Origin of the sequence: Arthrobacter sp. FW305-BF8 (genome assembly GCF_021789315.1) — a bacterium.
Lineage (GTDB): Bacteria > Actinomycetota > Actinomycetes > Actinomycetales > Micrococcaceae > Arthrobacter.
On the sequence record NZ_CP084561.1, the window covers coordinates 2735833 to 2760572 of the forward strand.

19 protein-coding genes and 1 pseudogene are annotated in these 24740 nt (G+C 66.9%); 4 read left to right on the forward strand and 16 right to left on the reverse strand.

What is annotated here, in order from left to right:
* Positions 1-20 precede the first annotated feature (20 nt).
* Genes LFT45_RS12170 through hrcA form a run of 3 tightly spaced genes read right to left on the reverse strand, consistent with a single transcriptional unit; the run spans position 21 to position 2993 of the window.
* Positions 21-791, reverse strand: coding sequence for a 16S rRNA (uracil(1498)-N(3))-methyltransferase (locus LFT45_RS12170; protein WP_236803441.1), 771 nt, complete (start codon positions 789-791; stop codon positions 21-23).
* 2 nt (positions 792-793) lie between these two features.
* Positions 794-1921, reverse strand: a complete 1128-nt coding sequence (gene dnaJ / locus LFT45_RS12175; protein ID WP_236803442.1) for a molecular chaperone DnaJ — start codon at positions 1919-1921, stop codon at positions 794-796.
* 58 nt (positions 1922-1979) lie between these two features.
* Positions 1980-2993, reverse strand: coding sequence for a heat-inducible transcriptional repressor HrcA (gene hrcA / locus LFT45_RS12180; RefSeq protein WP_236803443.1), 1014 nt, complete (start codon positions 2991-2993; stop codon positions 1980-1982).
* A gap of 212 nt (positions 2994-3205) precedes the next feature.
* Here hrcA and LFT45_RS12185 point away from each other — a divergent pair, with 212 nt between their 5' ends.
* Positions 3206-4060 (forward strand): DUF3097 domain-containing protein, encoded by an 855-nt coding sequence (locus LFT45_RS12185; RefSeq protein ID WP_236803444.1) that lies wholly within the window; start codon positions 3206-3208, stop codon positions 4058-4060.
* Positions 4061-4198: 138 nt separating this feature from the next.
* Positions 4199-4618 carry a DUF4870 domain-containing protein gene (locus LFT45_RS12190; protein ID WP_236803445.1) on the forward strand — a complete coding sequence of 140 codons (420 nt, stop codon included), beginning with the start codon at positions 4199-4201 and terminating at the stop codon, positions 4616-4618.
* A gap of 96 nt (positions 4619-4714) precedes the next feature.
* Here LFT45_RS12190 and hemW read toward each other — a convergent pair whose 3' ends face one another.
* Complete coding sequence (gene hemW, locus LFT45_RS12195; protein ID WP_236803446.1) at positions 4715-5944, reverse strand: radical SAM family heme chaperone HemW; 1230 nt, start codon at positions 5942-5944, stop codon at positions 4715-4717.
* Between the two features lie 36 nt (positions 5945-5980).
* The gene (lepA, locus tag LFT45_RS12200; RefSeq protein ID WP_236803447.1) at positions 5981-7834 is read right to left on the reverse strand and encodes a translation elongation factor 4; all 1854 of its coding nucleotides are present in this window, start codon (positions 7832-7834) and stop codon (positions 5981-5983) included.
* Between the two features lie 179 nt (positions 7835-8013).
* On the opposite strand from lepA, the gene LFT45_RS12205 reads away from it, so the two are divergent.
* Both LFT45_RS12205 and rpsT read left to right on the forward strand, forming a co-directional pair.
* Positions 8014-8559 carry a type II toxin-antitoxin system PemK/MazF family toxin gene (locus LFT45_RS12205; protein ID WP_236803448.1) on the forward strand — a complete coding sequence of 182 codons (546 nt, stop codon included), beginning with the start codon at positions 8014-8016 and terminating at the stop codon, positions 8557-8559.
* Positions 8560-8744: 185 nt separating this feature from the next.
* Positions 8745-9005, forward strand: a complete 261-nt coding sequence (rpsT, locus tag LFT45_RS12210) for a 30S ribosomal protein S20 (protein WP_111903413.1) — start codon at positions 8745-8747, stop codon at positions 9003-9005.
* Positions 9006-9212: 207 nt separating this feature from the next.
* On the opposite strand, the gene LFT45_RS12215 is transcribed toward rpsT, so the two are convergent.
* The 11 genes and pseudogenes from LFT45_RS12215 to LFT45_RS12265 all read right to left on the reverse strand — a co-directional run bounded on the left by LFT45_RS12215 (position 9213) and on the right by LFT45_RS12265 (position 24720).
* Positions 9213-10259 carry a hypothetical protein gene (locus LFT45_RS12215; RefSeq protein ID WP_236803449.1) on the reverse strand — a complete coding sequence of 349 codons (1047 nt, stop codon included), beginning with the start codon at positions 10257-10259 and terminating at the stop codon, positions 9213-9215.
* Between the two features lie 78 nt (positions 10260-10337).
* A complete protein-coding gene (gene holA / locus LFT45_RS12220) occupies positions 10338-11351 on the reverse strand; it encodes a DNA polymerase III subunit delta (protein ID WP_236803450.1) in 1014 nt (337 codons plus the stop codon).
* Entirely contained in the window at positions 11288-13009 is a 1722-nt protein-coding gene (locus LFT45_RS12225) for a ComEC/Rec2 family competence protein (protein ID WP_236803451.1), read from the reverse strand. Before LFT45_RS12225 ends, holA begins: the two co-directional genes overlap by 64 nt.
* A gap of 226 nt (positions 13010-13235) precedes the next feature.
* Entirely contained in the window at positions 13236-14273 is a 1038-nt protein-coding gene (locus LFT45_RS12230) for a ComEA family DNA-binding protein (protein WP_236803452.1), read from the reverse strand.
* A 173-nt stretch (positions 14274-14446) separates the two neighbouring features.
* A complete protein-coding gene (locus tag LFT45_RS12235; protein ID WP_102972397.1) occupies positions 14447-14632 on the reverse strand; it encodes a hypothetical protein in 186 nt (61 codons plus the stop codon).
* 117 nt (positions 14633-14749) lie between these two features.
* Positions 14750-16422 (reverse strand): annotated as a pseudogene (locus tag LFT45_RS12240) (DUF222 domain-containing protein).
* A 95-nt stretch (positions 16423-16517) separates the two neighbouring features.
* Positions 16518-17561: a DegV family protein gene (locus LFT45_RS12245; protein WP_236803453.1), complete on the reverse strand. Its 1044-nt coding sequence runs from the start codon at positions 17559-17561 to the stop codon at positions 16518-16520.
* Between the two features lie 89 nt (positions 17562-17650).
* A complete protein-coding gene (gene leuS / locus LFT45_RS12250) occupies positions 17651-20176 on the reverse strand; it encodes a leucine--tRNA ligase (RefSeq protein WP_236809327.1) in 2526 nt (841 codons plus the stop codon).
* A gap of 350 nt (positions 20177-20526) precedes the next feature.
* A complete protein-coding gene (gene glpK / locus LFT45_RS12255) occupies positions 20527-22041 on the reverse strand; it encodes a glycerol kinase GlpK (RefSeq protein ID WP_236803454.1) in 1515 nt (504 codons plus the stop codon).
* An 86-nt stretch (positions 22042-22127) separates the two neighbouring features.
* Entirely contained in the window at positions 22128-22874 is a 747-nt protein-coding gene (locus LFT45_RS12260; RefSeq protein WP_236803455.1) for an MIP/aquaporin family protein, read from the reverse strand.
* A 58-nt stretch (positions 22875-22932) separates the two neighbouring features.
* The gene (locus LFT45_RS12265) at positions 22933-24720 is read right to left on the reverse strand and encodes a glycerol-3-phosphate dehydrogenase/oxidase (RefSeq protein ID WP_236803456.1); all 1788 of its coding nucleotides are present in this window, start codon (positions 24718-24720) and stop codon (positions 22933-22935) included.
* Positions 24721-24740 lie beyond the last annotated feature (20 nt).

The following is a 24740-nucleotide window of genomic DNA, read 5'->3' on the forward strand; positions in this document are numbered from 1 at the left end:
GGCTTACCAGCGGTCTGGACTTACCAGCGGCCGAGGACGTCGCTGGCAACCACGACGCCGGCGGGTCCCGCCGTCGATGACCGCAGGACGTGCGGTCCCAGCAGCGCCGTTACCGCCCCGGCGCTGCACAGCCTGGTGACCTCACGGGGGCTGATGCCCCCTTCGGGACCAACGATGAGGAGGACCTCGCCCGGGTCCGACGCCTCCCGGCGCTCCTCCGACCACTTGCCCAGGACCCGCCGCAGCGGCGTCACCGCGTCCTCGTGCAGAATCACGGCAAGGCCGGCTTCCGCCACTTCCCTGGCCAGCGCCTGGGTGTCGACGGCGGGCCTTACCTCGGGGATCCAGGCGCGGCGTGCCTGCTTGGCGGCGGCCGTGACGGCCGACTGCCACTTGCCGTGCGCCTTGGCCGCCCGCTCACCCTTCCAGCGGACGATGGAGCGTTCCGACTGCCACGGAATCACCGCGTCGATGCCCAGTTCGGTGGCGGTTTCGATCGCCAACTCGTCCCGGTCGCCCTTGGCGAGGGCCTGCACCAGAACGAGGCGGATGCCCGGCCGCGGTTCCACATTGACGGAGGTGCATTCGACCGTCAGCTCGGCGGGGGCGGCTTCCGTCACGGTTCCGGTGATGCGTTTGCCGGCGCCGTCGGCAATGTCAACCTGCTCCCCCACCGCCAGGCGCTTCACGGTGACTGCGTGCCGGGCCTCGGCACCGTCCAGGACGAACACCGAACCGGGAACAGTGCTGTCCAGCGCGCCGGCCGGGGTGAAGAATACGGGGTTGCTCACCGCTACAGGTTACCGAGGCGGTCCCGCAGCTTGGCGAAGACGCCGCCGCCGGCTGCGAGCTTGCCCTCGGAGAACTGCTCGCCGCGGAGCTTGGCCAGCTGCCGCAGCAGGTCCTCCTGGGCGGGGTCGAGCTTGGACGGCGTTTCCACCTGCAGGTGAACCCTGAGGTCACCGCGGCCGTAGCCGCGCAGGTGGGTGACGCCGAGGCCGCGGAGGGTGATGATCTCGCCGGACTGTGTGCCCGCCTTGACGTCGATCTCCTGCTTGCCGTCGAAGGTTTCCAGGCTCAGTTCCGTGCCGAGGGCGGCGGCGGTCATGGGAATGTTGAGCGTCGCGTGGAGATCGTCGCCCTCACGGACATACGTGGGGTCGTTGTTGACGCGGATTTCCACGTAGAGGTCGCCGGACGGCCCGCCCGCCGGGCCGGCCTCGCCCTGGCCGGAGAGCTGGATCCGCGTTCCGGTGGCCACACCGGCCGGGACCTTGATGGTCAGGGAGCGGCGGCTGCGGATGCGGCCCTGGCCGCTGCACTCGTTGCAGGGGTCCTTGATGACCGTGCCGAAGCCCTCGCACGAGCCGCAGGGGGCGGCGGTCATGACCTGGCCGAGGATGGAACGGACCGCCCGCTGCACCTGGCCGCTGCCGCCGCAGATGTCGCAGCGTTCCGGGTGGCTGCCCTCGCGGCAGCAGGACCCTTCGCAGGTGGGACAGGTGACGGCCGTGTCCACTTCCAGCTTCTTGTTGACGCCGAAGACGGCATCACGCAAGTCGATCCGCACGCTGATGAGCGCGTCCTGTCCGCGGCGGACGCGGGACGCGGGGCCGGAGGTGCCACCGGCGCCGAAGAAGGTGTCGAAGATGTCCTGGAACGCGAATCCCTGGCCGGCATAACCGCCGCCGCCAAAGCCATTGTCCGTGCCGTTCTCGTTGCCGGTGGTGTCGTAGACCCTGCGCTTCTGCGGATCGGACAGCACCTCATAGGCGTGGGTGACGGCCTTGAACCGTTCGGCGGCGTCTTCCCCGGGGTTGACGTCCGGGTGAAGCGAACGGGCCAGCTTGCGGTAGGCCTTTTTGATCTCCTCGCCGGTGGCTTCCGCGGAGACTCCAAGAACGTCGTAGTGGCTGCTCAAAGTTCGTATCTCTTCCTCGTTGTACTGCCTGTTGTCAGGGGATGTCCGGGGCGTGCGGTCACGGGCCCAGAATCCTCGAAAGATAGCGGGCCACCGCGCGCACGGCGGCCATGGTGGTGGGATAGTCCATCCGGGTAGGGCCCAGTATGCCCACCTTGGCGGTGGCGTCGGGGCCGTAGCCCGTGGCCACCACTGAGGCCTCGGCCAGCCCGTCGTAGGGGTTTTCGCGGCCAATGCTGACGGCCACGCCGCGCGGGTCCTGTGCCATGTCGCTCAGGAGCCGCAGCATAACCACCTGCTCCTCGAGGGCCTCAAGGACAGGTCCTATGCTGAGCGGGAAGTCCACGTTGGACCGCGCCAGGTTGGCCGTTCCGGCCAGGACCATCCGGTCCTCCCGGCTGTTGTGGGCCAGGCCCTCCAGCCCCTTGCCGAGGGCCATGGCAACGGAACGTTCGGCCGGCGTGCAGCCGGCCACGACGGCGGCCAGATGCTGGGGCAGGATGGCCACCGGCGTTCCGGCCACACCGGTCATGAACCGGGTGCGCAGGGCGGCAAGAGTGTCGTCTGACAGGTCCTGTCCGGCGTCGACGACGCGCTGGTCAACCTTGCCGGAGTCTGCGATCAGCACGATCAGCACCTTCCGCGGGGCCAGCAGCACAAATTCGATGTGCCGGACCACGGCCCGGCTCAGGTGCGGGTACTGCACGACGGCGACCTGGTTGGTCAGCTGGGACAGGAGCCGGGCCGTCCGGTCCAGGACGTCGTCGAGGTCCTCGGACCCCTCGAGCAGGGTCTGGATGGCGCGCTTCTCCGCCGGGGAGAGCGGCTTGACCGCCGAGATCTGGTCGACGAACAGGCGGTAACCCTTGTCCGTGGGAATCCTGCCTGCGCTGGTGTGCGGGGCCGTGATGAGGCCCTCATCCTCCAGTGCCGCCATGTCGTTGCGGATGGTGGCGCTGGAAACGCCCAGATGGTGCCGTTCCACCAGGGCCTTGGAGCCGACAGGTTCGCGGGAATGGACATAGTCCTCCACGATGGCGCGCAGCACCTCAAGCTTCCGTGGTTCGCTCACAGTCCACCTCCTTTTGGCCGTTACCGCGCCGGGCGTTGTTCCTGCCCGTCAACGCTGTGGTTAGCACTCGACATGCCTAAGTGCTAACAAGTCTAATATGAGTCGCCGCGTTGTTAGCATTGGTACCGCTCCGGGCGAAATTCCGGACGCCTGTCCCCCGGCGGCACGCCCGCGGCCGGAGCGGCTCCTTCCGAATACAAAGCGGTGAACGAATGCAGTACCAGACCTGGGGCCCGCAGGAGATCGCAGCGCCTGCCAAGAACAGCCTGCCCGAGGTGCCGGTGGAGCGCGGCATGGTGCTGGAGGACGTCCAGTCCGGCTGGGTGGGCGCAGTGACCCGGGTGGAGAAATCCGGCGGCATGCACGTGGTGGCGCTCGAAGACCGCCGCGGAAAATCCCGGTCCTTCAAGCTTGGCTTCGGATTCCTCCTGGACGGCCAGCCGATCCGCCTGATGCCTCCGGCGCCCAAGGCGAAGCCCGCGGGATCGGGCACGGCCGGACGGACGGCGTCGGGTTCGGTGCGGGTGGAAGGGCAGCGCGCCCAGGTGGCCAAGGCCAGCCGGATCTGGGTTGAAGGCAAGCACGATGCCGAACTCGTGGAAAAAGTCTGGGGCGACGACCTCCGGGTGGAGGGCATCGTCGTTGAACCCCTGCACGGCATCGATGACCTGACGGCGGCCGTTGCGTCCTTCCGCCCCGGCCCCGGCCGCAGGCTGGGCGTTCTGGTGGACCATCTGGTCCCAAATTCCAAGGAGTCCAGGATTGCCGACGCCGTGATGGCGTCCCCCGGCGCCGCCGGAAACGTACTGATCGTCGGCCACCCGTACGTCGACGTCTGGCAGGCGATCCGCCCGTCGGTGCTGGGCATTCCGCAGTGGCCCGTTGTACCGCGCGGCACGGACTGGAAGACCGGTATCCTCACCGCCTTCGGCTGGCCGCACGAGACCAAGGAGGACATCGGCCTCGGCTGGCAGAAACTTCTCGGCGCCGTGCGCACCTACGCCGACCTTGAGCCCGCCCTGCTGGGCCGGGTGGAAGAGGTCATCGATTTTCTAACAGTGCCCTAATTCCTATCGCTACGCTCCCCGGATTCAGCGTTGAGCCCACGATTGCCCCTACGGCCCGGTATCCTTGGTACGGCGGCACCGCACTGCGGCCCCGGCGCCAAGGCACTATCGCACCAACGCAAGCTTAAGGAAGACACCGTGGCACAAGACGCTCGCGACCGCAGGGACACACAGTCCGGCCAGGACCTGCCCCAGTACCATGGCGTTCCGGCCAATGCGCTTCCGCTGACCGCCGGCGAGGACCGGCAGTGGGCCACCCTGGCGCACTTCGGCGGCATTCTCGGCTGTGTTCCGGCCCTGCTGATTTACCTCATCTTCCGCGACCGCGGCCCGTTCACCGCGCAGGAGTCCAAGGAAGCCCTCAACTTCACGCTGCCGGCGACGATTGCGGCCTTCGTGGCCAACCTCCTGGTGCTGCTTCCGGTCGTCGGCAATCTGTTCGCCGTCCTGGCCACACTCATCTGGATTGCGCTGACCTGCTTCGCGGTGTCCGCCGGTGTCCACGTCAACAAGGGCCAGCCGCACCGGTACCCGTACAACCTCCGCTGGATCAAGTAACCGCGCTGGAATAACCAGACAGCAACGCGGGGTCACTTCCAGCCCAATTCCCCAGGGATATTGGGCTGGAACTGACCCCGCGTTGCGGTTTCAGGACTAGTCCGGCAGGATCCTGCGGACCACGGCATCCGCCAGCAGGCGGCCCTTCAGCGTGAGGACCAGGCGGCCCCTGAAGGCGGCCTCGGGCACCACCAGGCCGTCGGCGATCAGCCCGGCCACGGCCTTCCTGCCCGCCGGCGACAGGGCAGCGGTCTCGAGCCCCGAGGAAAGCCGGGCTTCCAGCATGACCTTTTCGACGCCCCGGGTTTCCGGGTCGAGCGTTTCACGTCCTGCCGCCGGCGAGACGCCTGAGCCGAGCCGTCCGGCATAGGCGGTGGGATGCTTGACGTTCCACCAGCGCACCCCGCCCACGTGCGAATGCGCGCCCGGGCCAATGCCCCACCAGTCGTCCCCGCGCCAGTAGGCGAGGTTGTGGCGGCACGCCTGCTCCGGCGTCGCGGACCAGTTGCTGACCTCGTACCAGTTCAGGCCGGCGTCGGTGATCATCCGGTCGGCGAGTTCGTACTTGTCGGCGTGGTCGTCGTCGTCGATTTCCGGAACTTCGCCACGGCGGATCTGGGCGGCGAGCTTGGTGCCGTCCTCAATGATCAGCGCGTAGGCGCTGATGTGGTCCGGCTGGTACGACAGGGCGGTCTCGAGCGAAAAGCGCCAGTCCTCGAGGGACTCCCCCGGTGTTCCGTAGATCAAGTCCAGGCTGACGGCCAGCCCGGCGTCGCGCGCCCACTGCACCACGAGCGGAACACGGCTCGGAGTGTGCGTGCGGTCCAGCACCTTCAGCACGTGGGGCACAGCGGACTGCATGCCGAAGGAGACCCGGGTGAAGCCCGCGTCGGCAAGCAGTTGGAGGGATTCCGGCGTGACGGAGTCCGGGTTGGCCTCCGTGGTCACCTCGGCGCCGGGTTCGATCCCCCAGGTGTCGATGGCGGCACGGAGGATTCTGGCCAGGTCCTCTGCGGGCAGGAGCGTCGGCGTGCCGCCGCCGAAAAACACGGTGCTCAGCTTGCGGGCGGGCAGCCCCGACTGCTCAAGGACCCGCGCGGCAAAGTCCACTTCCGAGATGGCGGTGGAGGCGTACGCGTCCTGGGACGCGCCGCCGCCGAGCTCGGTTGCGGTATAGGTGTTGAAGTCGCAGTAACCGCACCGCACCGCGCAGAACGGGATGTGCACGTAGAGTCCGAAGGCCCGGGCGGCCGCACCGTCCGCCGCCTGTTGCGGCAGCAGGCCGTCCGACGGCGCGGGGTCGCCGAGGGGAAGAACGCTAGGCATGGGTGCGGCCTCCGGAGGTTCCGGCCACGGTCATCACTACTTCTTGGCCTTGTCCTTGGATTCGTCAGTGGTCAGGGCTGCGATGAAGGCTTCCTGCGGCACTTCCACGCGCCCCACCATCTTCATGCGCTTCTTGCCTTCCTTCTGCTTTTCCAGCAGTTTGCGCTTACGGGAGATGTCGCCGCCGTAGCACTTGGCCAGAACGTCCTTGCGGATGGCGCGGATGGACTCACGGGCGATGATCCGGGATCCGATGGCTGCCTGGATCGGCACTTCGAACTGCTGGCGCGGTATGAGTTCGCGCAGCTTGCCGGTCATCATCACACCGTAGGCGTAGGCCTTGTCCTTGTGGGTGATGGCGCTGAAGGCGTCCACCTGTTCGCCCTGGAGCAGGATGTCCACCTTGACCAGGTCGGCGACCTGTTCGCCGTCGGCTTTCCAGTCCAGCGAGGCGTAGCCGCGCGTCTTGGACTTGAGCAGGTCAAAGAAGTCGAAGACGATCTCGGCCAGCGGCATCCAGTACCGCAGTTCCACCCGGTCCTCGGACAGGTAGTCCATGCCGCGCATGACGCCGCGGCGGCCCTGGCAGAGCTCCATGATGGCGCCGACAAACTCGTTGGGGGCGAGGATCGTCGCGGCCACCATGGGTTCGCGGACCTCGTTGATCTTCCCGGAGGGGAATTCACTGGGGTTCGTCACAGTGATCACGTTCTTGTCCTCGAGCGTGACCTCGTAGACCACGTTGGGCGCCGTGGAGATCAGGTCCAGGTTGAATTCGCGTTCGAGGCGCTCACGGACGATCTCCAGGTGCAGCAGTCCGAGGAAGCCCACGCGGAAGCCGAAGCCGAGGGCCGCGGAGGTTTCCGGTTCGTAGATCAGGGCTGCATCGTTCAGCTTGAGCTTGTCCAGCGCGTCACGGAGCACCGGGTAGTCGGTGCCGTCCAGCGGGTAGAGGCCTGAGAATACCATCGGCTTGGGATCCGCGTAGCCGCTCAGTGATTCCGACGCAGGCTTGGCGAGGTTGGTGACGGTGTCGCCCACCTTGGATTGGCGCACGTCCTTCACGCCGGTGATGAGGTAGCCCACCTCGCCGACGCCGAGACCCTTGGAGGGTGTCGGCTCCGGGGAGCTGACGCCGATTTCCAGGAGCTCGTGACTGGCCTTGGTGGACATCATCTGGATTCGTTCACGCGGGTGCAGCATGCCGTCCACCACACGGACGTAGGTGACCACGCCCCGGTAGGTGTCGTAGACGGAGTCGAAGATCATGGCCCGGGCAGGCGCGTCGGGGTTACCGACGGGTGCGGGCAGGTCGCGCACGATCTTGTCCAGCAGCGCTTCTACGCCGACGCCAGTCTTGCCGGAGACCAGCAGCACGTCTTCGGGATCGCCACCGATCAGGCTGGCCAGCTCGGCGGCGTACTTCTCCGGCTGGGCGGCGGGCAGGTCGATCTTGTTCAGGACCGGGATGATGGTGAGGTCGTTTTCCATCGCCAGATACAGGTTGGCCAGCGTCTGGGCCTCGATGCCCTGCGCGGCGTCCACCAGCAGAACGGCACCTTCGCAGGCGGCGAGGGAACGCGACACCTCGTAGGTGAAGTCCACGTGGCCCGGCGTGTCGATCATGTTCAGGGCGTAGCTCACCCCGTCGAGTTCCCAGGGCATCCGGACAGCCTGCGACTTGATGGTGATGCCGCGCTCGCGTTCGATGTCCATGCGGTCCAGGTACTGGGCCTTCATGTCGCGTGCCTGCACCACTCCGGTGGACTGCAGCATGCGGTCGGCCAGGGTGGACTTACCGTGGTCAATGTGCGCGATGATGCAGAAATTCCGAATAATGGCCGGATCTGTCGCGGCGGGCACCGGGGCGGTGCGGGCCATGGGAGACACGCAGGGTCCTTACTGTTGGCATTTCAGCGGCTTTGCTCAGGCTGAACTCTGGCCATCCTGCTGCCTGCCGCATATCTGAACCTCTAGTCTCCCACGTCCCGGGCGCGGGCAGTACATTTTGCGCGGCCTTCGCGCCGGAGATCCGGCCGCTCCGAAGGCCGCGCGGTAGGGTGGCCCGCATGGCTTTGAACTTCTCCTCCATCGGCGGCGCCGTCCGCGCATCGCTCCGCTTCCTCGGCGTACTGAGGCAACCGGCGGTCCGAACTCCGGTGCCCGCCCGGGCCAGGGCAGGAAAAGCGCCCGGGCTCGCGGCCGGTGTCACAGGTACATACCCTGGCGACTTCACCGGTACGGCGACGCTGCAGTACTCCCCCTCCCCCGACGGGCGGCCGGACCCCGGCGAGATCGTGTGGACGTGGGTTCCCTTCGAAGAGGACCATTCGCGGGGCAAGGACCGGCCTGTCCTGCTGGTCGGCAGCCACGGGAGGTATCTGCTGGGTCTGATGCTGACCAGCAAGGACCACGACGGCCACCCCCGCGGCCGCCGCGACTACGTGGATATCGGCACAGGGAGCTGGGACAGGCAGGGCCGCCCCAGCGAGGCCAAGCTCGACCGCGTCCTGCAGATTCATCCGGCCGACATCCGCCGCGAAGGGTCGGTGCTGGACCGGAAGACGTTTAGGCTTGTGGCGGACGAGTTGCGTCGGCTGCACGGCTGGAGATAACTGCGGCGCGCCGTCGGCACCCGGAATGGCCACACGTGGCCCGGGCCTGCTAATATTTATAGCTGTGTGTCCGTGCAGGTCGACGGTCACTGATGGCTGGCCGCCATAGGTATCCCCACGCCGCTCAGTCAAGGCCAGCTTGAAAGCCCTCTAGACCATTTCCGCATTACAAAGAGAGTTCACACGTGGCAAATATCAAGTCCCAGAAGAAGCGCATCCTGACCAACGAAAAGGCTCGCCTGCGCAACAACGCAGTCAAGTCCGAGCTGAAGACGGCCATCCGCGCCGTCAACACCGCTGTTGAGTCCTCCGACAAGGACGCTGCTACTACTGCGCTCGTTTCTGCCAGCCGTAAGCTGGACAAGGCTGTCAGCAAGGGTGTTCTGCACAAGAACAACGCTGCAAACCGCAAGTCGGCGATCTCCAAGAAGGTCAACGCACTCTAAGGTTTTCCAGTTCAACTGAACTGATGCTTGTGGCCGGCACCATTGGTGCCGGCCACTTCTCTTTTAATTCCGACGGCGGGACTCCCGACGGCGCGCTCCAGGCTTCCGACGGCGGTCTCCGGGCTTCCGCCCCCGGGGCCGGCTGCCCCGGCTGCTGAGGCTGACCACCCTGTCCGGACCACTTCTGCGGGATCAAGACTGTCTGGATCATCCCTGTCTCGACCACCGACCGGACCCGTCGCTGCGCCAGTCCGAGGGCGCGGCGCCCGGCGTGAGGACGTCGTTGAGCCAGTAGGTCTCATCGGGATCCCAGCCCGCCAGAACCGTCCGCTCAAGCACTGCAACTGACGGTCCGGCGGATGGCCGCGCGGCCAGCGCGCGCCCGGCGGTCGTAAGGTATCCCCAGAGGGTGAGATGAACGCCGTCGTAGTCGCCAGCAACGGCAGACCAGTCAGGAACCAGCCAACGGCCGGCGATCCCTGTGGTCCGCCACCAGTCGTGGCGTTTGGCAAGGCTGACGTCCATTGGATACCGCGCAGCCAGCCCGGTCCACGCCGCCGGGCCATCGATTTCGTAGACGCGGGCGTCAGGCCGCGGGACGAGCGGCCAGACGGTTGCCTGCTTCCATCCGATGCTGTCCTCGACCAGCAGGAGACCAATGGCGCCGAGATCCGGCAGGCTTCTGGTGGTGGTGAGCAGCTCGGATGGCCTGGGCGTGGACCACCACCAGCCGCCCCAGTTGGCGGCCGGGTTCTTGGGCCGTTCAGCCGCCTGGCGTTCATCGGCGAGGGCGGCCGCTATCCAATCGGCCAGCGTCCTGGCTGCCCCGCCTGGAACCGGCGGCTGGCCTTTTCGTTCGTCTGTCCACTGCACGAAACTCTGGTGGTCCCCGTCCAGGAAGCCGGGACCCCACCACGCGGCAAGGGCATCAGCCAGGGCATGGGCGATCGGGCCCAAAGCCAACCGGATGGCGGGCTGCGCGAGGAGGGCGTCGGTTTCATCAGGCTGCTGCCAGTAGCGCGCGGCGTCGACGGCCCCGGTAAGGCCAGCCATCAGCGCCTGGCCACCAGCTGATTCAGCAGCCGATACGGCCGCCGGGCTGCCGAGCGCCTCGGCCAGTTCGCTGGCAAGCCCGTGATCCTGGGGAGATGACGCCGATCTGGCAGCCACGGTCCAGATTTCCGGTTGCGTTGCCGCGAGAACGCCCAGGCAGAACTGGCGCCCTCGCGGACCGCTCAACAGATCATCAGTCACAACCGCACCCCCTTGACCCCGAGCCTACAAGCTCAGCCCGGTTTACAAGCTGGCCCGGGCTTACAAGCCAGTGAAGCGCTAACGGCCGCGGGCGGCGGAAGCGATGACCGTGACGGCGTGTTCGACGGCGTAAACCGGATCGCGGGAAAGTCCTTTGACCTGCGCATCGGCTTCGGCAGTGACCTGAATGGACCGGGCCAGGCCCTCCGGCGTCCACCGCCGGACGTCCCGCTGCGCCTGCTCCACCAGCCACGGCTGCATGCCCAGCTGCCTGGCGATCTGCGCCGATGATCCTTTGGCGCCGGCGACCTTGGCCACGGTCCGCAGCTTGGCTGCCAACGCCGCCACCAGCGGTACCGGATCGGCGCCCGTTGCCAGCGCGTGCCGGAGTGTGGACAGGGCCAAAGGACCATTGCCTGCCATGGCGGCGTCGGCCACCTTGAACGCCGTGGCCTCCACCCTTCCGCCGTAGTAGCGGTCCACCCTGTCAGCGTCGACGGCAGTGGAGGCGTCGGCTATGAGCTGGCTGCACGCCGCCGCCAGCTCTGACAGGTTGGCGCCGACCGCGTTGACCAGCGACTGGACTGCCTCCGGGGTGATCCGCCTGCCGGCGGCCTTGAACTCGGCCGTGACAAAGGCGGTTTTTTCCGCATCCTTTTTCAGCGGCTGGCAGTCGACAGTCGGCCAGCCCCCGGCCTTCACGGCATCGAGGAGCTTCTTGCCGCGGGTTCCGCCGCCGTGCCGGAGCACGAGGACAGCGTCCTGTTCAACGTGCTTGAGATACGTCAGTGCGTCCGTCAGGAAGGCATCATTCATCGCTTCGAGGCCGTCCACCTCGATCAGCTTGTTCTCGCCGAACAGTGACGGGCTGACATTCATGGCCAGCGCCCCGGCCTCGTACGCGCCGGCGCCGAGCCTGGTGACCTCCACGTCGGGTGAGGCCGCCCGCACCTGCGTCCTGACACGGTCCATCGCCCGGATGCCGAGGTACTCCTCGGGACCCGTGATCAGGACGACCGCCGCAGGCGTCACGTCCCGCCAGGTCGCCGAATTGGCTGCCGGCGTCTTCGGTCGTTGCTGGGCAGCGGCCACTGGTGATTCCTCCCGGAGTTCAGATTGCAGACTCTAAGTCTCCCACGGCGGCCCGGGCCGCCGTGGGAGAACGTGGCCTCGGGCAGTCGGTCAAGGATCTGAACAGTAACGGCGTGCGCCGCCAGGACCAGTTTGATAGTGCCGGCCGGATGGGCGGCCATCCACACGGCGAGCAATGTCACAACGGAGAACAGCAGCATGGTCAGCAATCCGAACACGCCCTCAGGCCAAGGCGGCGCGGAGCCGGGAAGACCGGCGGTGAACCGGGCGATAGCCGCCACACCACCGGCAAAGAACCCGGCGACGCCGATCAGTACCGCCGCCAGCCAGGGCACGAGGGGCAGGAGCGCCACGGCCGCCGTGCCCAGGATGGTGACGGGTGCCACGAGAGGGGCAACAAGCACGTTGGCCAGCAGCGAGTAGGTGGCAAACTGCGGCTGCAGCACCACAATGACGGGGCCGCACAGCACCTGGGCCGACAGGGGAACAGCAACAGCTGCCGCGGCCCAGCGCGGTACGCTCGGCGGGAACCAGCCCATGATGCAACGGCCCAGCACAATGATCCCCAGGGTGGCCAGGACCGAGAGCAGGAACCCAAAGCTGACCCCCAGTTCCGGCTCCACGAGCAGCAGGGCCATCACGGCCAGGCATAGGAAACTCAGCCCGCGGCCGGCCCGTCCACCTGCCAGAGATACCAAAGCAATAGCACCCATCAGCGATGCCCTGAGCACGCTCGCATCGGGACCAACCATGAGGACGAACAGGCCGAGGCCCGCGAGGGCGACGGCTGCGGCCGGAATCCTGGCCAGGCGAAGCGAGCGTGCCGCCAACAGCAGCGCGCCGAGTATCAGGCTGCAGTTGGCCCCGGACACGGCCGTCAGGTGCGTCAGGCCCACGGTTTTCATGGCTGTCTCGAGCTCCTCGCTCAGGCCTCCGGTATCGCCTGTGACCATGCCCGGGAGGATTCCCGCCGCGTCCGGGGCCAGCCAGGCGGCGGCTGAGGCGAACCGCTTGCCCAGAGCGGCCGGCGCCTGCTGCCAATTTAGTGCAGCTGCGAGCTGGACAGGCGGTGATGACGCCGTCAGGATCGCCGCCTCCACCCGGCCCGGATCCGGAGGCCGGAGCTTTCCGGTGACCCGAAACAACTGGCCGGTGCCCGCGTGCTGCCACTCCTGCCCGCCGATGATGACCACCGGCAGATGCGCGTGCATCACCTGGCCGCCCGACGTCAAGGTCCGGACCGCCGCGGCCACTGCCCAGCGTTCTGCACGTCCGGAGGGGCCGGGCGTCTTGAGGGCACGGGGCGCCCCGGTGATCTCGGCTTCAGCCACTGCTGATGCACCCGCGGCGATGATTCCTGACACCTGCTCGTCGTGGCGCTGAGAGGATGACACTGCCGAATGGGCAGTCGATGCCGCGGCAAGCATGAGTGCTGCCGTCAGGGTGGTCAGGAAACTGCGCCGCCAGCGTCCTTCGGCTTTCTTCCTCCGCAGAAGCATGCCGAGCAGCACTCCGGCGCACGCGGCGAGGCTGCCCCACACAAGCAGGAGGATGCCCGGTGTCAGCCACGGCCCGGCGACGGTTGCTGCCCACACCAGCAGTGCGGCCGGGGCAAGGCGAAGGTCGGTCCGGCGCCGATTCGGTTCGGTTGTGGTCACGTCCTGTCCGTCCGGCAGCAGACGACGGCGGATGTCAGCGCGCACCTTCCGGCTGAGGCCACTCGCGGGGCCGGGCCTGTCCGGAGGCTGTGACGGCAAGGAATCAGCCGTGGCGGAATTTCCGGACGCATTTTCACCCTGTGGGGAGTCGGGCCTTGGGAAATCCACGGCCGCCTGGACATAGCGGTGCCATCGGCTGGGCACGCGTTCGTTCCTGCTATCCATGTCAGACGGTCACCAGCGGAAGCAACGTTTCCAGCATTTTTGGGCCGACGCCGTCGACGGCGTCCAGTTCCTCGGGTGACTTGAAGGGGCCCTGCTGCGTGCGCCAGTCGACGATGCGCTGGGCCAACACGGGGCCAACCCTCGGCAGCTCGCCGAGTTCTTCCATGGTTGCGGTGTTGAGGTTGATCTTGCCTCCGGCACCGTCGGATGCAGGCCCACCGGTTCCACCGGCTTCGGCGCCGTCCGCTCCTGACGTGCCGGCCGCGCCGGCCGCACCGGATTTATCCGCTGGCGCGGCACCTGATGTGCCATCGGATGCTGGCTCGCCGCGGCCCGGTACGTAGATTTTCTGGCCGTCTTCCAGTGGGGAGGCGAGGTTAAGCCGGTCGAGATCGCCCTCTGGGCTGGCGCCCCCGGCGGCGGCGATTGCCTCATGTACTCTGCTTCCCCGCGGGAGCTGGACCACTCCGGCCTTCTTCACCGCCCCGGCGACGTGCACCACGACGTTCCCGGCCGCCGAGCCGGTACCCTCTTTGCCGCCAGCGGCCTTCCGGTCACTGTCTGGACCAGTGCTACCTGAGCCGTCATCGTCCGGGCCGCTGCCGTCTGGGTCATTGCCGTCCGGGTCATTGCTGTTCGGGTCGTTGCTGTTGTGGCCTTCTGTACCGGCCGCTGATTTTGCCGCAGAATCGTGCGTGACTGAGCTGAGCGGAAGGACAACAGGACCGTTGGCAGCCACCTGCCACCAGAGGAAGACTCCGGCAATCAGCGACAGCACGCCCACCAATGCCGCGGCACGTATACCCAAGCGCCAGCGGAACCGCGGTTCGGCCATTTCGCCGGACACCGCAGGCCCGGCGGAAGCTGCCTGCCGGCCGTAGGCGAAGTGACCTCCCGTTCCCGTCTCCAGTAGCCCCGAGCGGCCACCGCCCGGCGACGGATCCGTCTCTTCATTGCAGACAACGCCGGGCTTAGCAGGCGGTCCGAGCGTGGCTGCCAGCCGTCTGGCCGCCCGCCCGTCTGTTGCCCTCTCCCCCACGGTGCCACGTCCCGCAGCTCGGCCCGCGCCCGGGCGCCCCTCACCAAGGCGCGCCTGAGCGCTGGCTGAGGCTCCAGCGGTCCGGCGTGACATATCAACCACGGTAGGAAACGGTCAGCCTTCCCGACAGTCCCGTCATTCCCTATGTGGATTGCGCCCTGCGGATGGCGCCACTACCGCTGGTAGGTGATGTAGGCCTCGTATTGCACGCGCCACTTCTCCGGTTCCTTGGGATCAGGGATTGTGGTGGTGAGGAACTGGACGCTGGTCACCTGCCCTTTCAGGTACTTCATCCATTTCGTGACTTCCTCGGCCACATCCCGGTCCAACTGGGCGACGTGGTGGACTTGCATGGACATGGGAGCCTCCTTGCTCGGTGGGGAGACTGTACTACCGGCGGGCAGGCTCTGCTAGCTATGACAAGTGGGCAGCGGGGATTGTGCCCCGACGGCCGCGGGGTGGGGGTAGGCGTGCTCCTACGCTGCTGTGGATGATGCCCAATAGGGCCGGGGATCCAGAGGCAGTGGTGATTCAGCGCCGTCGACGGACATCCAGCTGCCGACTCCGTCGAGGTCCTCACGGGCATCCAAAGGTCCGGGGCCTGAATAGTCGTCAAACCCGTCGAAGCTATCGGGTTCGTCTGGCCAGTTCGGTGGATCCGGTCGATCGGGTGGCTCCGGCCAGTCCTCACCGGATGGTAGGTCTTGCAAGTTCTGGGCGGGTGGCGGTTCTGGCCAGCTGGGTGGTTCCCAGTCCTGGTACTCGGCCGGATAGGACCGGCCCGACGGTGAAATCCAGCCCGGTGGGGCGTCCCGGGTCGCGCCGACCGGTCTCCACGCCGTGGCGTGTTTCAGTCGGTGGTGTTTCGGGCAGGGCTGGCCAAGATTCGCGACGCCGGTCCCGCCGCCGTCGGCCCACGCGAGGATGTGGTCGGCGTCGTTGTCCAGGGAGTGGTTGTTGCAGTTGGGGAACGTGCACTTGGCGTCGCGGAGCCGCAGCCATTGGCGCATCGGCTTCGTCAGCCGGTAGCTGGCGCGTCCGATCTCCAACGGCGCCCCATCCCGCGGGTCGACGAGCACCCGGAGGAATGATGCTGCGCCGTCGGCAACCAGCCGGCGGGCCATCGACGGCGGGATCGGCCCATACCCGTCCAGCGTGGCCGGGTCCTCGGACAGGCCGAGCAGCGAGAACACCGGAACCGTGACCAGAACCTGCGCCGACGGGGACGGTACTTCACGGGCTGGCGCATCACCGGCCCGCGCAGAGTCTGCGGGCAGGACATCCGCGGGCGGGTGTTCACTCGCGCCGCCCACTCCCGGTGCCGGGCCGAGCAGCCACGTGGCGAAGGCGTCGACCCGCAGCTGGGTCAGGGTCCGGGATTCGGTCGGGCCCTGCATGGCGCGGGCGGCGGCGGTGGTGCCGTTCCAGATCCCCGCCGCCTGGTCCGCGGGCAGATACGCCGAGAACCAGGCCATGCCGTCCCGGTCCGGGGCATACTCCAGCCGCCGGTCCTTCACACTCTTGGCGTGCCGTTTTTCGATGCTGACCGGATGGTGTCGTTCCCGCCAATACCGGGCCTTCGCCCGAAACCTGCCCGGGTCAGCTCCCCCGCCGGGCAACCCCGCGCGTACCCCGGCGCATCAGGGTCCAGGAAATGCGCCTCAAACGCCGCGGCAGCTTCCGGATCCAGGCCTTCGGTTTCGTCGCACATGACCCGCCCGTGCTGCCACGACAGAGTCCCTGCCTGAAGGGCGGCCAGCGTTAACGGCAGGTCCCTGGTCAGTTTGGCGGATTCAACCAGCAACCGCTCCGCCGACCCCTCACTCACAGTCAGCGCACCAGCAACCTCCGCAGTCACAGACATCCGCCGGACGGTGCGGTCCTGCACAGACGCGTTGGGCGGAGTCATGGCCTCCTCCACCGCGGAATAACCTGCAGCGAAATTCACCTTCACGGCCGCCAGCCGCGCCTCCATCCCAGCCACCTCCGAAAGCCCGCCCAGACACTCATCCGCCAGATCCCCCAAGGGATCCGCTTCATCGGGCAGCGCAGCCGGGCCCGGATCAGCCGCCCGACGAAGGTCAGCTGCGAGTGAAAGAGCAGAGGCACCGATGGCCTGCAACGTCTTCGCAACTGCCTCGTTATCCATACCCACAGCATGACAGGGGGTACCGACAATATAGCCGAGGCAAAGAAACGCGGCATAGTGCCGAGCAGGCTCGCATCAAATGCTGCCTGCGAGGCCTAAGTGGCGGCCTCGGTACCGCTGGTGCCGGCCGCCTTTGCACTGGGAGCGAGGCAACCGGCAACGGAAGAGCTGCTCTCCCCCACGATCACTGCAAGGACACCGAGCCCGGCGTGGGCCGCCAGCACGGCAGGCAGTGAGCTGATCTGGGCAGGCGGAATGACCGGGAGCTTTGCCGCGAGCCGGGCCGCAAGCAGCTCGGCCTCGGGCCGGTTGCCGAAATGGTGGATGGCCAGCCGGGCCTCCCCCAGCGGCCGGCCCAAGGCCTCCGCCACCACGATCTCCTCAAGCCGGGCAATGGCTCTCGCCGCGGACCGGACTTTTTCCAGCGGAACGATCTTGCCGGCGTCGACCGCGAGAATCGGCTTGATGGACAGCATGGCTCCGACCAGCGAAGCTGCTGCGCCGATGCGTCCGCCTCGCCGCAGCTGCTCCAGGCTGGGCACATAGAAGTAGACCTTGGTCCTTGCCGCACGCTCCTCAGCGAGGCGGCGCACCTCGCCGGCACCGCGGCCGTCCGCGGCCGCCACCACGGCACTCTGCACGGCCAGTCCCTGCGCCATTCCGACCGTGCGGGAGTCCAGCACCTCAACAGGGATCCTGACCCTGCCCGCCGCGAGACGGGCGGCATCAGCGGTGCCGGAGAGGCCACCGGAGATGTGGATGGAGACGACGGACTCGAAGCCCAGCCGTTCGGCGGCCAGATAAGCCTGCTCAAATTGTCCGGGCGACGGGCGGGAGGTCTTGACCGGCGTCGCGGCGGCCATGGCCACGGCGATGGTCCCGGTGATGTCGTCCTCGCCCTCGCCATAGATCTCCTCGCCCACCATGACGGGCATTGGAATGACGGCCAACCGGCCGTTGATGGAGAAGGCCCGCACCCAGTCGGCGGGCAGCGCGGCAGCGGAATCCGTCACCACTGCGGTACGGACGACGACGGCGGGCTCGCCCGTGAGCGGGATATGGCCCGGCCTGGTGGCCTGACGGAGACGGACCAGATGCTCCTTTAACCACAGCCAGGCTGCCGGCTCGCGGTCTATCACGGCACACCCTCCTGCAGTTGTTTCCGGCCGCCGGCAATGCCGGCGGCCGGAGCCCGGTCAGTCGCTCCCGGGCTACTCAAATAACGCTGCTAGGCCGGGACGATGTTCACCAGTTTAGGTGCCCGCACGATCACGGTCCGGATGCCGCGGCCATCGAGCGCACGCTGGACGTTCTCGGAGGCCAGCGCAAGCTCGCGCAGGTCATCCTCGGAGATGGCCGGTGACACCTCGAGCCGGTCCCTGACCTTGCCCTGGACCTGGACCACCGCGGTGATGGTCTCCTGCACCAGCAGGGCCTCGTCGTGGGAAGGCCAGCCGGCGTTGGCCACCGACGCCGGGTGTCCTAGGACGTTCCACAGGTCCTCCGCCGTGTAAGGCGCGAAGAGGCTGAGGATGACGGCCACCGCCTCGGCGGCTTCACGAACGGCCGGATCGGCACCGCCGGCACCCGAGTCGATGGTCTTGCGGGTGGCGTTGACCAGCTCCATCAGCTTGGCCACGACGACGTTGAACTTGTTGTTGTCCAGCAGCTCCGCCGCGTCCGCGATGGTCCTGTGGGTGACCGAGCGCAGCGCGCGGTCGCCGGTGCTGAAGTCAACACCGGGTTGGCTGGACACATCCTGGCCGAGCCGCCAGGCACGGGCCAGGAACTTCGCGGAACCCGACGGCGAAACGTCCGCCCAGTCGACGTCGTCCTCGGGCGGGGAAGCGAAAATCATGGTGAGCCGGACGGCGTCGACGCCGAACTTGTCCAGCTGTTCACCCAGGTCAACACCGTTGCCCAGCGACTTGCTCATGGCCTTGCCGCCGTTCAGCACCTGGCCCTGGTTAAGCAGCGCGCTGAACGGTTCGTTCGCCTCGATCAGGCCCAGGTCATTGATGACTTTGGTGAAGAACCGGGCATACAGCAGGTGCAGGATGGCATGCTCCACACCACCCACGTACTGTCCCACCGGCATCCAGTCGTTGATCTTTTCGGGATCGAACGGGCCTTCGGTGTAGTGGGGCGAGACAAAGCGCAGGAAGTACCAGGACGAATCCACGAAGGTGTCCATGGTGTCCGTGTCCCGGCGCGCCGGTCCGTGGCAGGTCGGGCATTCGACGTTGACCCAGGCTTCGGCGGCGGCCAGCGGCGAGGTGCCCTTCGGCGCCAGGTCCTCGCCGCGCAGGTCTGCCGGCAGTTCGACGGGCAGCTGCTCGTCCGGAACCGGAACCTCGCCACAGGCTGGGCAGTGGATGATCGGGATGGGAGTGCCCCAGAAGCGCTGGCGGCTCAGCAGCCAGTCGCGCAGGCGGAAGTTGACGAACTTTTCGCCCGTGCCCTGCCCTTCGAGGATCCGAATGGCTTCCGGGATGGCCTCGGCCTTGGGCAGGCCGTTCAGCGAACCCGAGTTGATGAGCGTGCCCTCACCGGCCGTCGCCGTGCCGGATACGGCCGGGTCCTCCTCGCCGGTGTCCAGGACCGCGCGCACAGGGAGGCCGAACTCCTTGGCGAAGTCGAGGTCGCGCTGGTCGTGTGCGGGGACGGCCATGATGGCGCCCGTGCCGTAATCGGCCAGGACGTAGTCGGCAGCCCAGACGGGCAGCTTCTCGCCGTTGAGCGGGTTCACCGCGTACCGGCCGGTGAAGACGCCGGTCTTTTCGCGCTCGGTGGACTGGCGTTCGATCTCCGACAGCGCCTTGACCTTGTCCAGGTAGGCGTCCAGGGCGGCGGCGTGCTCCTCGGTGACCAGTTCCAGGGCCAGCGGCGCGTCGGCGGCGACGACGAAGAACGTGGCGCCGTACAGCGTGTCCGGGCGCGTGGTGAAGACGGTGACGTCCTTGGCGGGCTTGCTGCCGTCGGCTTCGATGACGAAGTTGACGTGGGCGCCCTCGGAGCGGCCGATCCAGTTCTTCTGCATGGCCAGCACGCGCTCGGGCCAGTGGCCGCGGAGCTGCTCCATGTCCTCCAGCAGCCGGTCGGCGTACTCGGTGATCTTGAAGTACCACTGGTTCAGCGACTTCTTGGTCACCGCGGTACCGCAGCGTTCGCAGGCGCCGTTAACAACCTGTTCGTTGGCCAGCACCGTCTGGTCCTTAGGGCACCAGTTGACCGGGTGGTCCTTGCGGTAGGCCAGGCCGCGTTCGTAGAAGCGCTTGAACAGCCACTGCGTCCAGCGGTAGTACTCCGGATCCGACGTATGCACGCGGCGGGACCAGTCGGCGGAGATGGCGTAGCGCTTAAAGGATGCGGCTTGGGTCTCGATGTTGGCGTAGGTCCACTCGCTCGGGTGGGCGTTGCGCTTGATCGCCGCGTTTTCCGCGGGCAGCCCGAACGAGTCCCAGCCGATCGGGTGCAGCACGTCGTATCCCTGCTGGCGCAGGTACCGCGCCACCACGTCACCCATGGCGAACGCTTCGGCGTGGCCCATGTGAAGATCGCCGGACGGGTAGGGGAACATGTCCAGGACGTAGCGGCGCTCCTTGGAACCGTCGTCGGCGGGGGTGAAGACCTTCAGGTCTTCCCACACCTGCGGCCACCGGGCCTCCATTGCCGCGAAGCTGTACGCGCCCTCTTCGGGTGTCTCGGCTCCACCTGCTGCTGTTCCGGTTTCGGTCTCCGGCTGAACGCTCACTGCTGCCCTCTTCTGTTCTGTCATGACCTCTGTCCTGTCACAACGGTCTGATCCCCGCCGCCCGCCGGGAAGGTCTCCCCGGACACACAAAAGCCCCTCGACATGGAGGGGCGGCCGCTCGATAATCCGTATTTGTTCGGGATACCAAGCGGCTAGCTAAGCAGAAGGATCGCACGCATGATGCCAGTTTAGCGCACCCCTACCCCCTTCCCGCCCTCGTTACCAGTCCCAACGAGGGGCTGAGTAGCCCGACCCAGCGGAAGAGGGGAGGCCGCACCCCGCCATGGTGTGGTGGGCACCGCGAAGCGGGCGGGCGGGTGCGACCTCCTCTCTGAAGCGGAACGCGAAAGCTACCGAACGTCCTCGTCGACCCAGTCCATGGACTTGGTGACGGCCTTCTTCCAGAGGCGCAGCTGGCGTTCCCGCTCCTCCGTGTCCAGGTTCGGCTCCCAGCGCTTGTCCTCGGACCAGTTCGCGGACAGCTCGCCGAGGTCCTTCCAGAAGCCGACGGCGAGGCCCGCCGCGTAGGCCGCGCCAAGCGCCGTCGTTTCCACCACCTTCGGGCGGATAACCGGAACGCCGAGGATGTCCGCCTGGAACTGCATGAGGGCATCGTTGGCGACCATGCCGCCGTCGACCTTCAGTTCGGTGAGCGGAACGCCCGAGTCGGCGTTGACCGCATCCAGAACCTCGCGGGTCTGGAAGGCGGTGGCCTCAAGCGCGGCCCGGGCAATGTGGCTCTTGTTGACGAACCGGGTCAGGCCCACGATGGCGCCGCGCGCATCCGAGCGCCAGTAGGGCGCGAAGAGTCCGGAGAACGCCGGCACAATGTACACGCCACCGTTGTCCTTCACCGAAGCGGCGAGGGACTCGACCTCGGGGGCGCTGCTGATCATGTTGAGGTTGTCGCGCAGCCACTGGATGAGCGAACCGGTGACAGCGATTGACCCTTCCAGCGCGTAGTGCGGGGCGGCGTCGCCCAGCTTGTAGCCGACCGTGGTCAGCAGCCCGTTCTTCGAGTGGACGATCTCCTCCCCGGTGTTGAAGATCAGGAAGCACCCGGTGCCGTAGGTGTTCTTCGCCTCACCGGTCTCGAAGGCCGCCTGGCCGAAGGTGGCCGCCTGCTGGTCTCCGAGGATGCCCGCCACCGGGACTTCCCGCAGCAGCTGCGAGGTGTGCACCGTGCCGTACACCTCGGAGGAGGATTTGATGGCGGGCATCATGGACGCCGGAACACCGAAAATGCGCAGGATCTCCTCGTCCCACTGCAGCGTGTCGAGGTCCATGAACATGGTCCTGGAAGCGTTGGTGACATCAGTGACGTGCACTCCGCCGTCCACGCCGCCCGTGAGGTTCCACAGCACCCAGCAGTCGGTGTTGCCGAACACCAGGTCCCCGGCCTCGGCCTTCTCCCTGGCGCCGTCGACGTTGTCCAGGATCCACTTGATCTTGGTCCCGGAGAAATACGTTGCCAGCGGCAGCCCGACCTTCTGCTTGAACCGGTCCGCTCCCCCGTCCCGCGCCAGTTCATCCACGATGGGCTGGGTCCGGGTGTCCTGCCACACGATCGCGTTATAGATCGGCTTGCCGGTGGTCTTGTCCCAGACCACCGCTGTTTCGCGCTGGTTGGTGATGCCGACGGCGGCAATGTCGTGCCGCGTCAGGTTCGCCTTGGACAGGGCAGAGCCGATGACCTCGCGGGTGTTGTCCCAGATCTCCGTGGGATTGTGTTCCACCCAGCCGGCCTGCGGGAAGATCTGTTGGTGTTCCATCTGGCCCGAGGACACGATGTTGCCGCTCTGGTCGAAGACGATGGCGCGGGTGCTGGTAGTGCCCTGGTCGACGGCGATTACGTATTGGCTCATGATGACGTCCTTGTCGTTGTGCTTGTGTGTTAACTGATGTGGTTATGGACTTGGTTTTGAAAGTCTTCGAACGCAGATGCCGGGGCTCAGGTGGCTGCCGTGAATACGATGGGAAGCAGCCCCACCAGGCCGGCCAGCGTGCCGCCGATCAGCGGGCCGACCACCGGGATCCACGAGTAGCTCCAGTCGCTGGACCCCTTGCCCTTGATGGGAAGGACGGCGTGCGCGATGCGCGGTCCGAGGTCGCGGGCAGGGTTGATGGCGTAGCCGGTGGGCCCGCCCAGGGACACACCGATGCCGACGACGAGCAGGGCCACCGCCAGCGGGCCAAGACCGGACGGCGTTCCACCAAAGGTCAGGATCACGAAGACCAGCACAAAGGTGCCGATGATTTCCGTGATCAGATTCCAGGGGGTGGAGCGGATCGCCGGGCCGGTGGAGAAGACGCCGAGCTTGTTCGCGGGCTCGGGTTCGGCATCGAAATGCTGCTTATGCGCCAGCCAGGTGACCACGGCGCCAAGGAATGCGCCGGTAAGCTCTCCGCCGAAGTAAGTGAGCGTGGAGGCAAAGTCCACTGGAACGCCCGCCGCATACTCCGGTTTGCCGTTGACAAGAAGGCCCAGCGTGACGGCCGGGTTCAGGTGCGATCCCGATCGGGCGGCGACGTACACGCCGGCGAAGACGGCAATTCCCCACCCCCACGTGACCATCAGGAATCCTCCGTTGTTGCCCTTCGTGCCTTTGAGCGCAACGTTGGCCACCACACCACAACCCAGCAGGGTCAGCATGGCGGTTCCGAAAACTTCGGAAAGAAAAACCAATCCAAGAGACATCTTTGACTCCTCTATTTTCTGTTGTCAGTCCTTCGCGTGTTTGAAGGACGGTTTCCCGCTAAGCGACGAGGCTGTGGACCTCGACGCCGTGGTATCGCTTCAGCACCGCCTGCGCGTGGATGATCTCCGCGGCAACCCTTGCCGTATCCCAGCCGAGCGGCTCGGCCAAGGCCTCGGCCACTTCGTTGAGCAGCTCCCCGGTAACCAGGCCGCGGAAAGCGAGCGAAGTGCGGCGGATCAGCACGTCCACGAGGTGGCCGATCTGTTCGTGAGCGGCCATGAACTGCAGTTCCCGGACGCTCAGCTCCCGGGTGGAGCGCAGCAGGCGGTCGTGGCCGGCGTCGAGATAGCTGATGACTTCACCGGCGCGGGTGCCGTACCTGGTGAGGAGACCGGCCGTCCGGTCGGCGTCGTGCGCGGCAGTCATGTGGGCCTTGATCCACTTCTGGATCCCGGCTTCGCTGTCGGGGAACCCTGCGCCGCCGCCGATGGCGAGCTTCGCCGTCGAAATCTTCCGTTCCGTTCCCAGTTCTGCGAGGACGTCGTCGGCGAGGTGTTCGGCCAGGGCGCGGAAGGTGGTCCATTTGCCGCCCACCAGGCTAAGCACGGCGGCGCCGCCCTCCTCGTGCCCCGCTTCCGGGCCGCCTGTTTCCGAAATATGCCGTTCGATGCGGTAGTCCCGCGACACGAACCCGGGCTGGGTGGCGTCGTGCCGCGGCAACGGACGCACGCCCGAGAACGTGTAGACGATCTGTCCCCGGTCCACGGCGATGTCAGGGAAGACGTGGCCAATGAGATCGAAGAAGTAGTCAATCTCCTCGTCTGAACAGACGGCGTCTTCCGACATGTCGGCGTCGACGTCGGTGGTGCCCACCAGCACGCGGTCACCCATGGGATAGATCAGGACTATCCGGCCGTCGGTGTGTTCGAAGAAGATCTCGCGTCCGCCGCAGGCTGCGAGCAGGCCGGGGTGGTCAAGGACGATGTGCGAGCCCTTGGTCCCGCCCATGAACGTGGTGGGCGTACCCATGGCCTGGTTGGTGAGGTCCACCCACGCGCCGGTGGTGTTGACGATGATTTCTGCGGTGAAGGCGAACTCCTCACCGGTCAGCTCGTCACGGAGAGCCGCCGTGCTGGAACCGTCTGCGTTAGAGCTGATGGACACCAGGGACAGGTAGTTGCTGGCCCGGCCGCCCGCCTTCTCGCCGTCCTGCAGGACGTCCAGGGTGAGGCGCTCGGGGTTGTGCACCGACGCGTCGAAGTAGGTGGCTGTGTACTTGACGCCGGGGTGCAGCATCGGGAGTTCGGCCAGCGCCTTTTGCCGGGTGCGGAACTGGTGGCGCGGGACGCTGCCGCCGTCGCGGGAGAAGGAGTCGTAGAGGCTGAGTCCCAGCTTGATCAGGAACGCGCCGCGCTCCTTGGGCTTGCCCTGCTGCTTATGGGTCAGGAACCGCAGGGGCGCGGCAAGCACACCAGAGAATGTGCTGAAAATCGGGATCGTGGTCTGCAGCGGCTTGACGTAGTGGGGCGCGATCCGCAGGAGCCTGTTGCGCTCAACCACGGATTCCCGGACCAGCCGGAATTCGCCGTTTTCCAGGTAACGGATGCCGCCGTGAATCATGTGCGACGAGGCGCCGCTGGCGCCCTGGCAGTAATCGCCGCGTTCCACGAGTGCCACGTCGACGCCCTGCAGGGCGAGGTCCCGGAATGTTCCGACGCCGTTGATTCCGCCGCCGATGATCAGGACCCGAGCGTTGGGCCGCCGGTGCAATCGGGAGACGGACTCGCGCTCCGCAGCTGGTGCGGCAGCGCTGTTGGTATGGCCGGATGGATCCTTGAGTCCCAAATCTGCTCCTTTGGGTTTGG

Excerpts from the sequence above, each read along its gene's own strand:
- LFT45_RS12185 (WP_236803444.1), top strand. The coding sequence starts at position 3,206 with ATGCAGTACCAGACCTGGGGCCCGCAGGAGATCGCAGCGCCTGCCAAG.
- hemW (WP_236803446.1), bottom strand. The coding sequence starts at position 5,944 with ATGCCTAGCGTTCTTCCCCTCGGCGACCCCGCGCCGTCGGACGGCCTG.
- LFT45_RS12205 (WP_236803448.1), top strand. The coding sequence starts at position 8,014 with ATGGCTTTGAACTTCTCCTCCATCGGCGGCGCCGTCCGCGCATCGCTC.
- LFT45_RS12235 (WP_102972397.1), bottom strand. The coding sequence starts at position 14,632 with ATGTCCATGCAAGTCCACCACGTCGCCCAGTTGGACCGGGATGTGGCC.
- glpK (WP_236803454.1), bottom strand. The coding sequence starts at position 22,041 with ATGAGCCAATACGTAATCGCCGTCGACCAGGGCACTACCAGCACCCGC.
- LFT45_RS12260 (WP_236803455.1), bottom strand. The coding sequence starts at position 22,874 with ATGTCTCTTGGATTGGTTTTTCTTTCCGAAGTTTTCGGAACCGCCATG.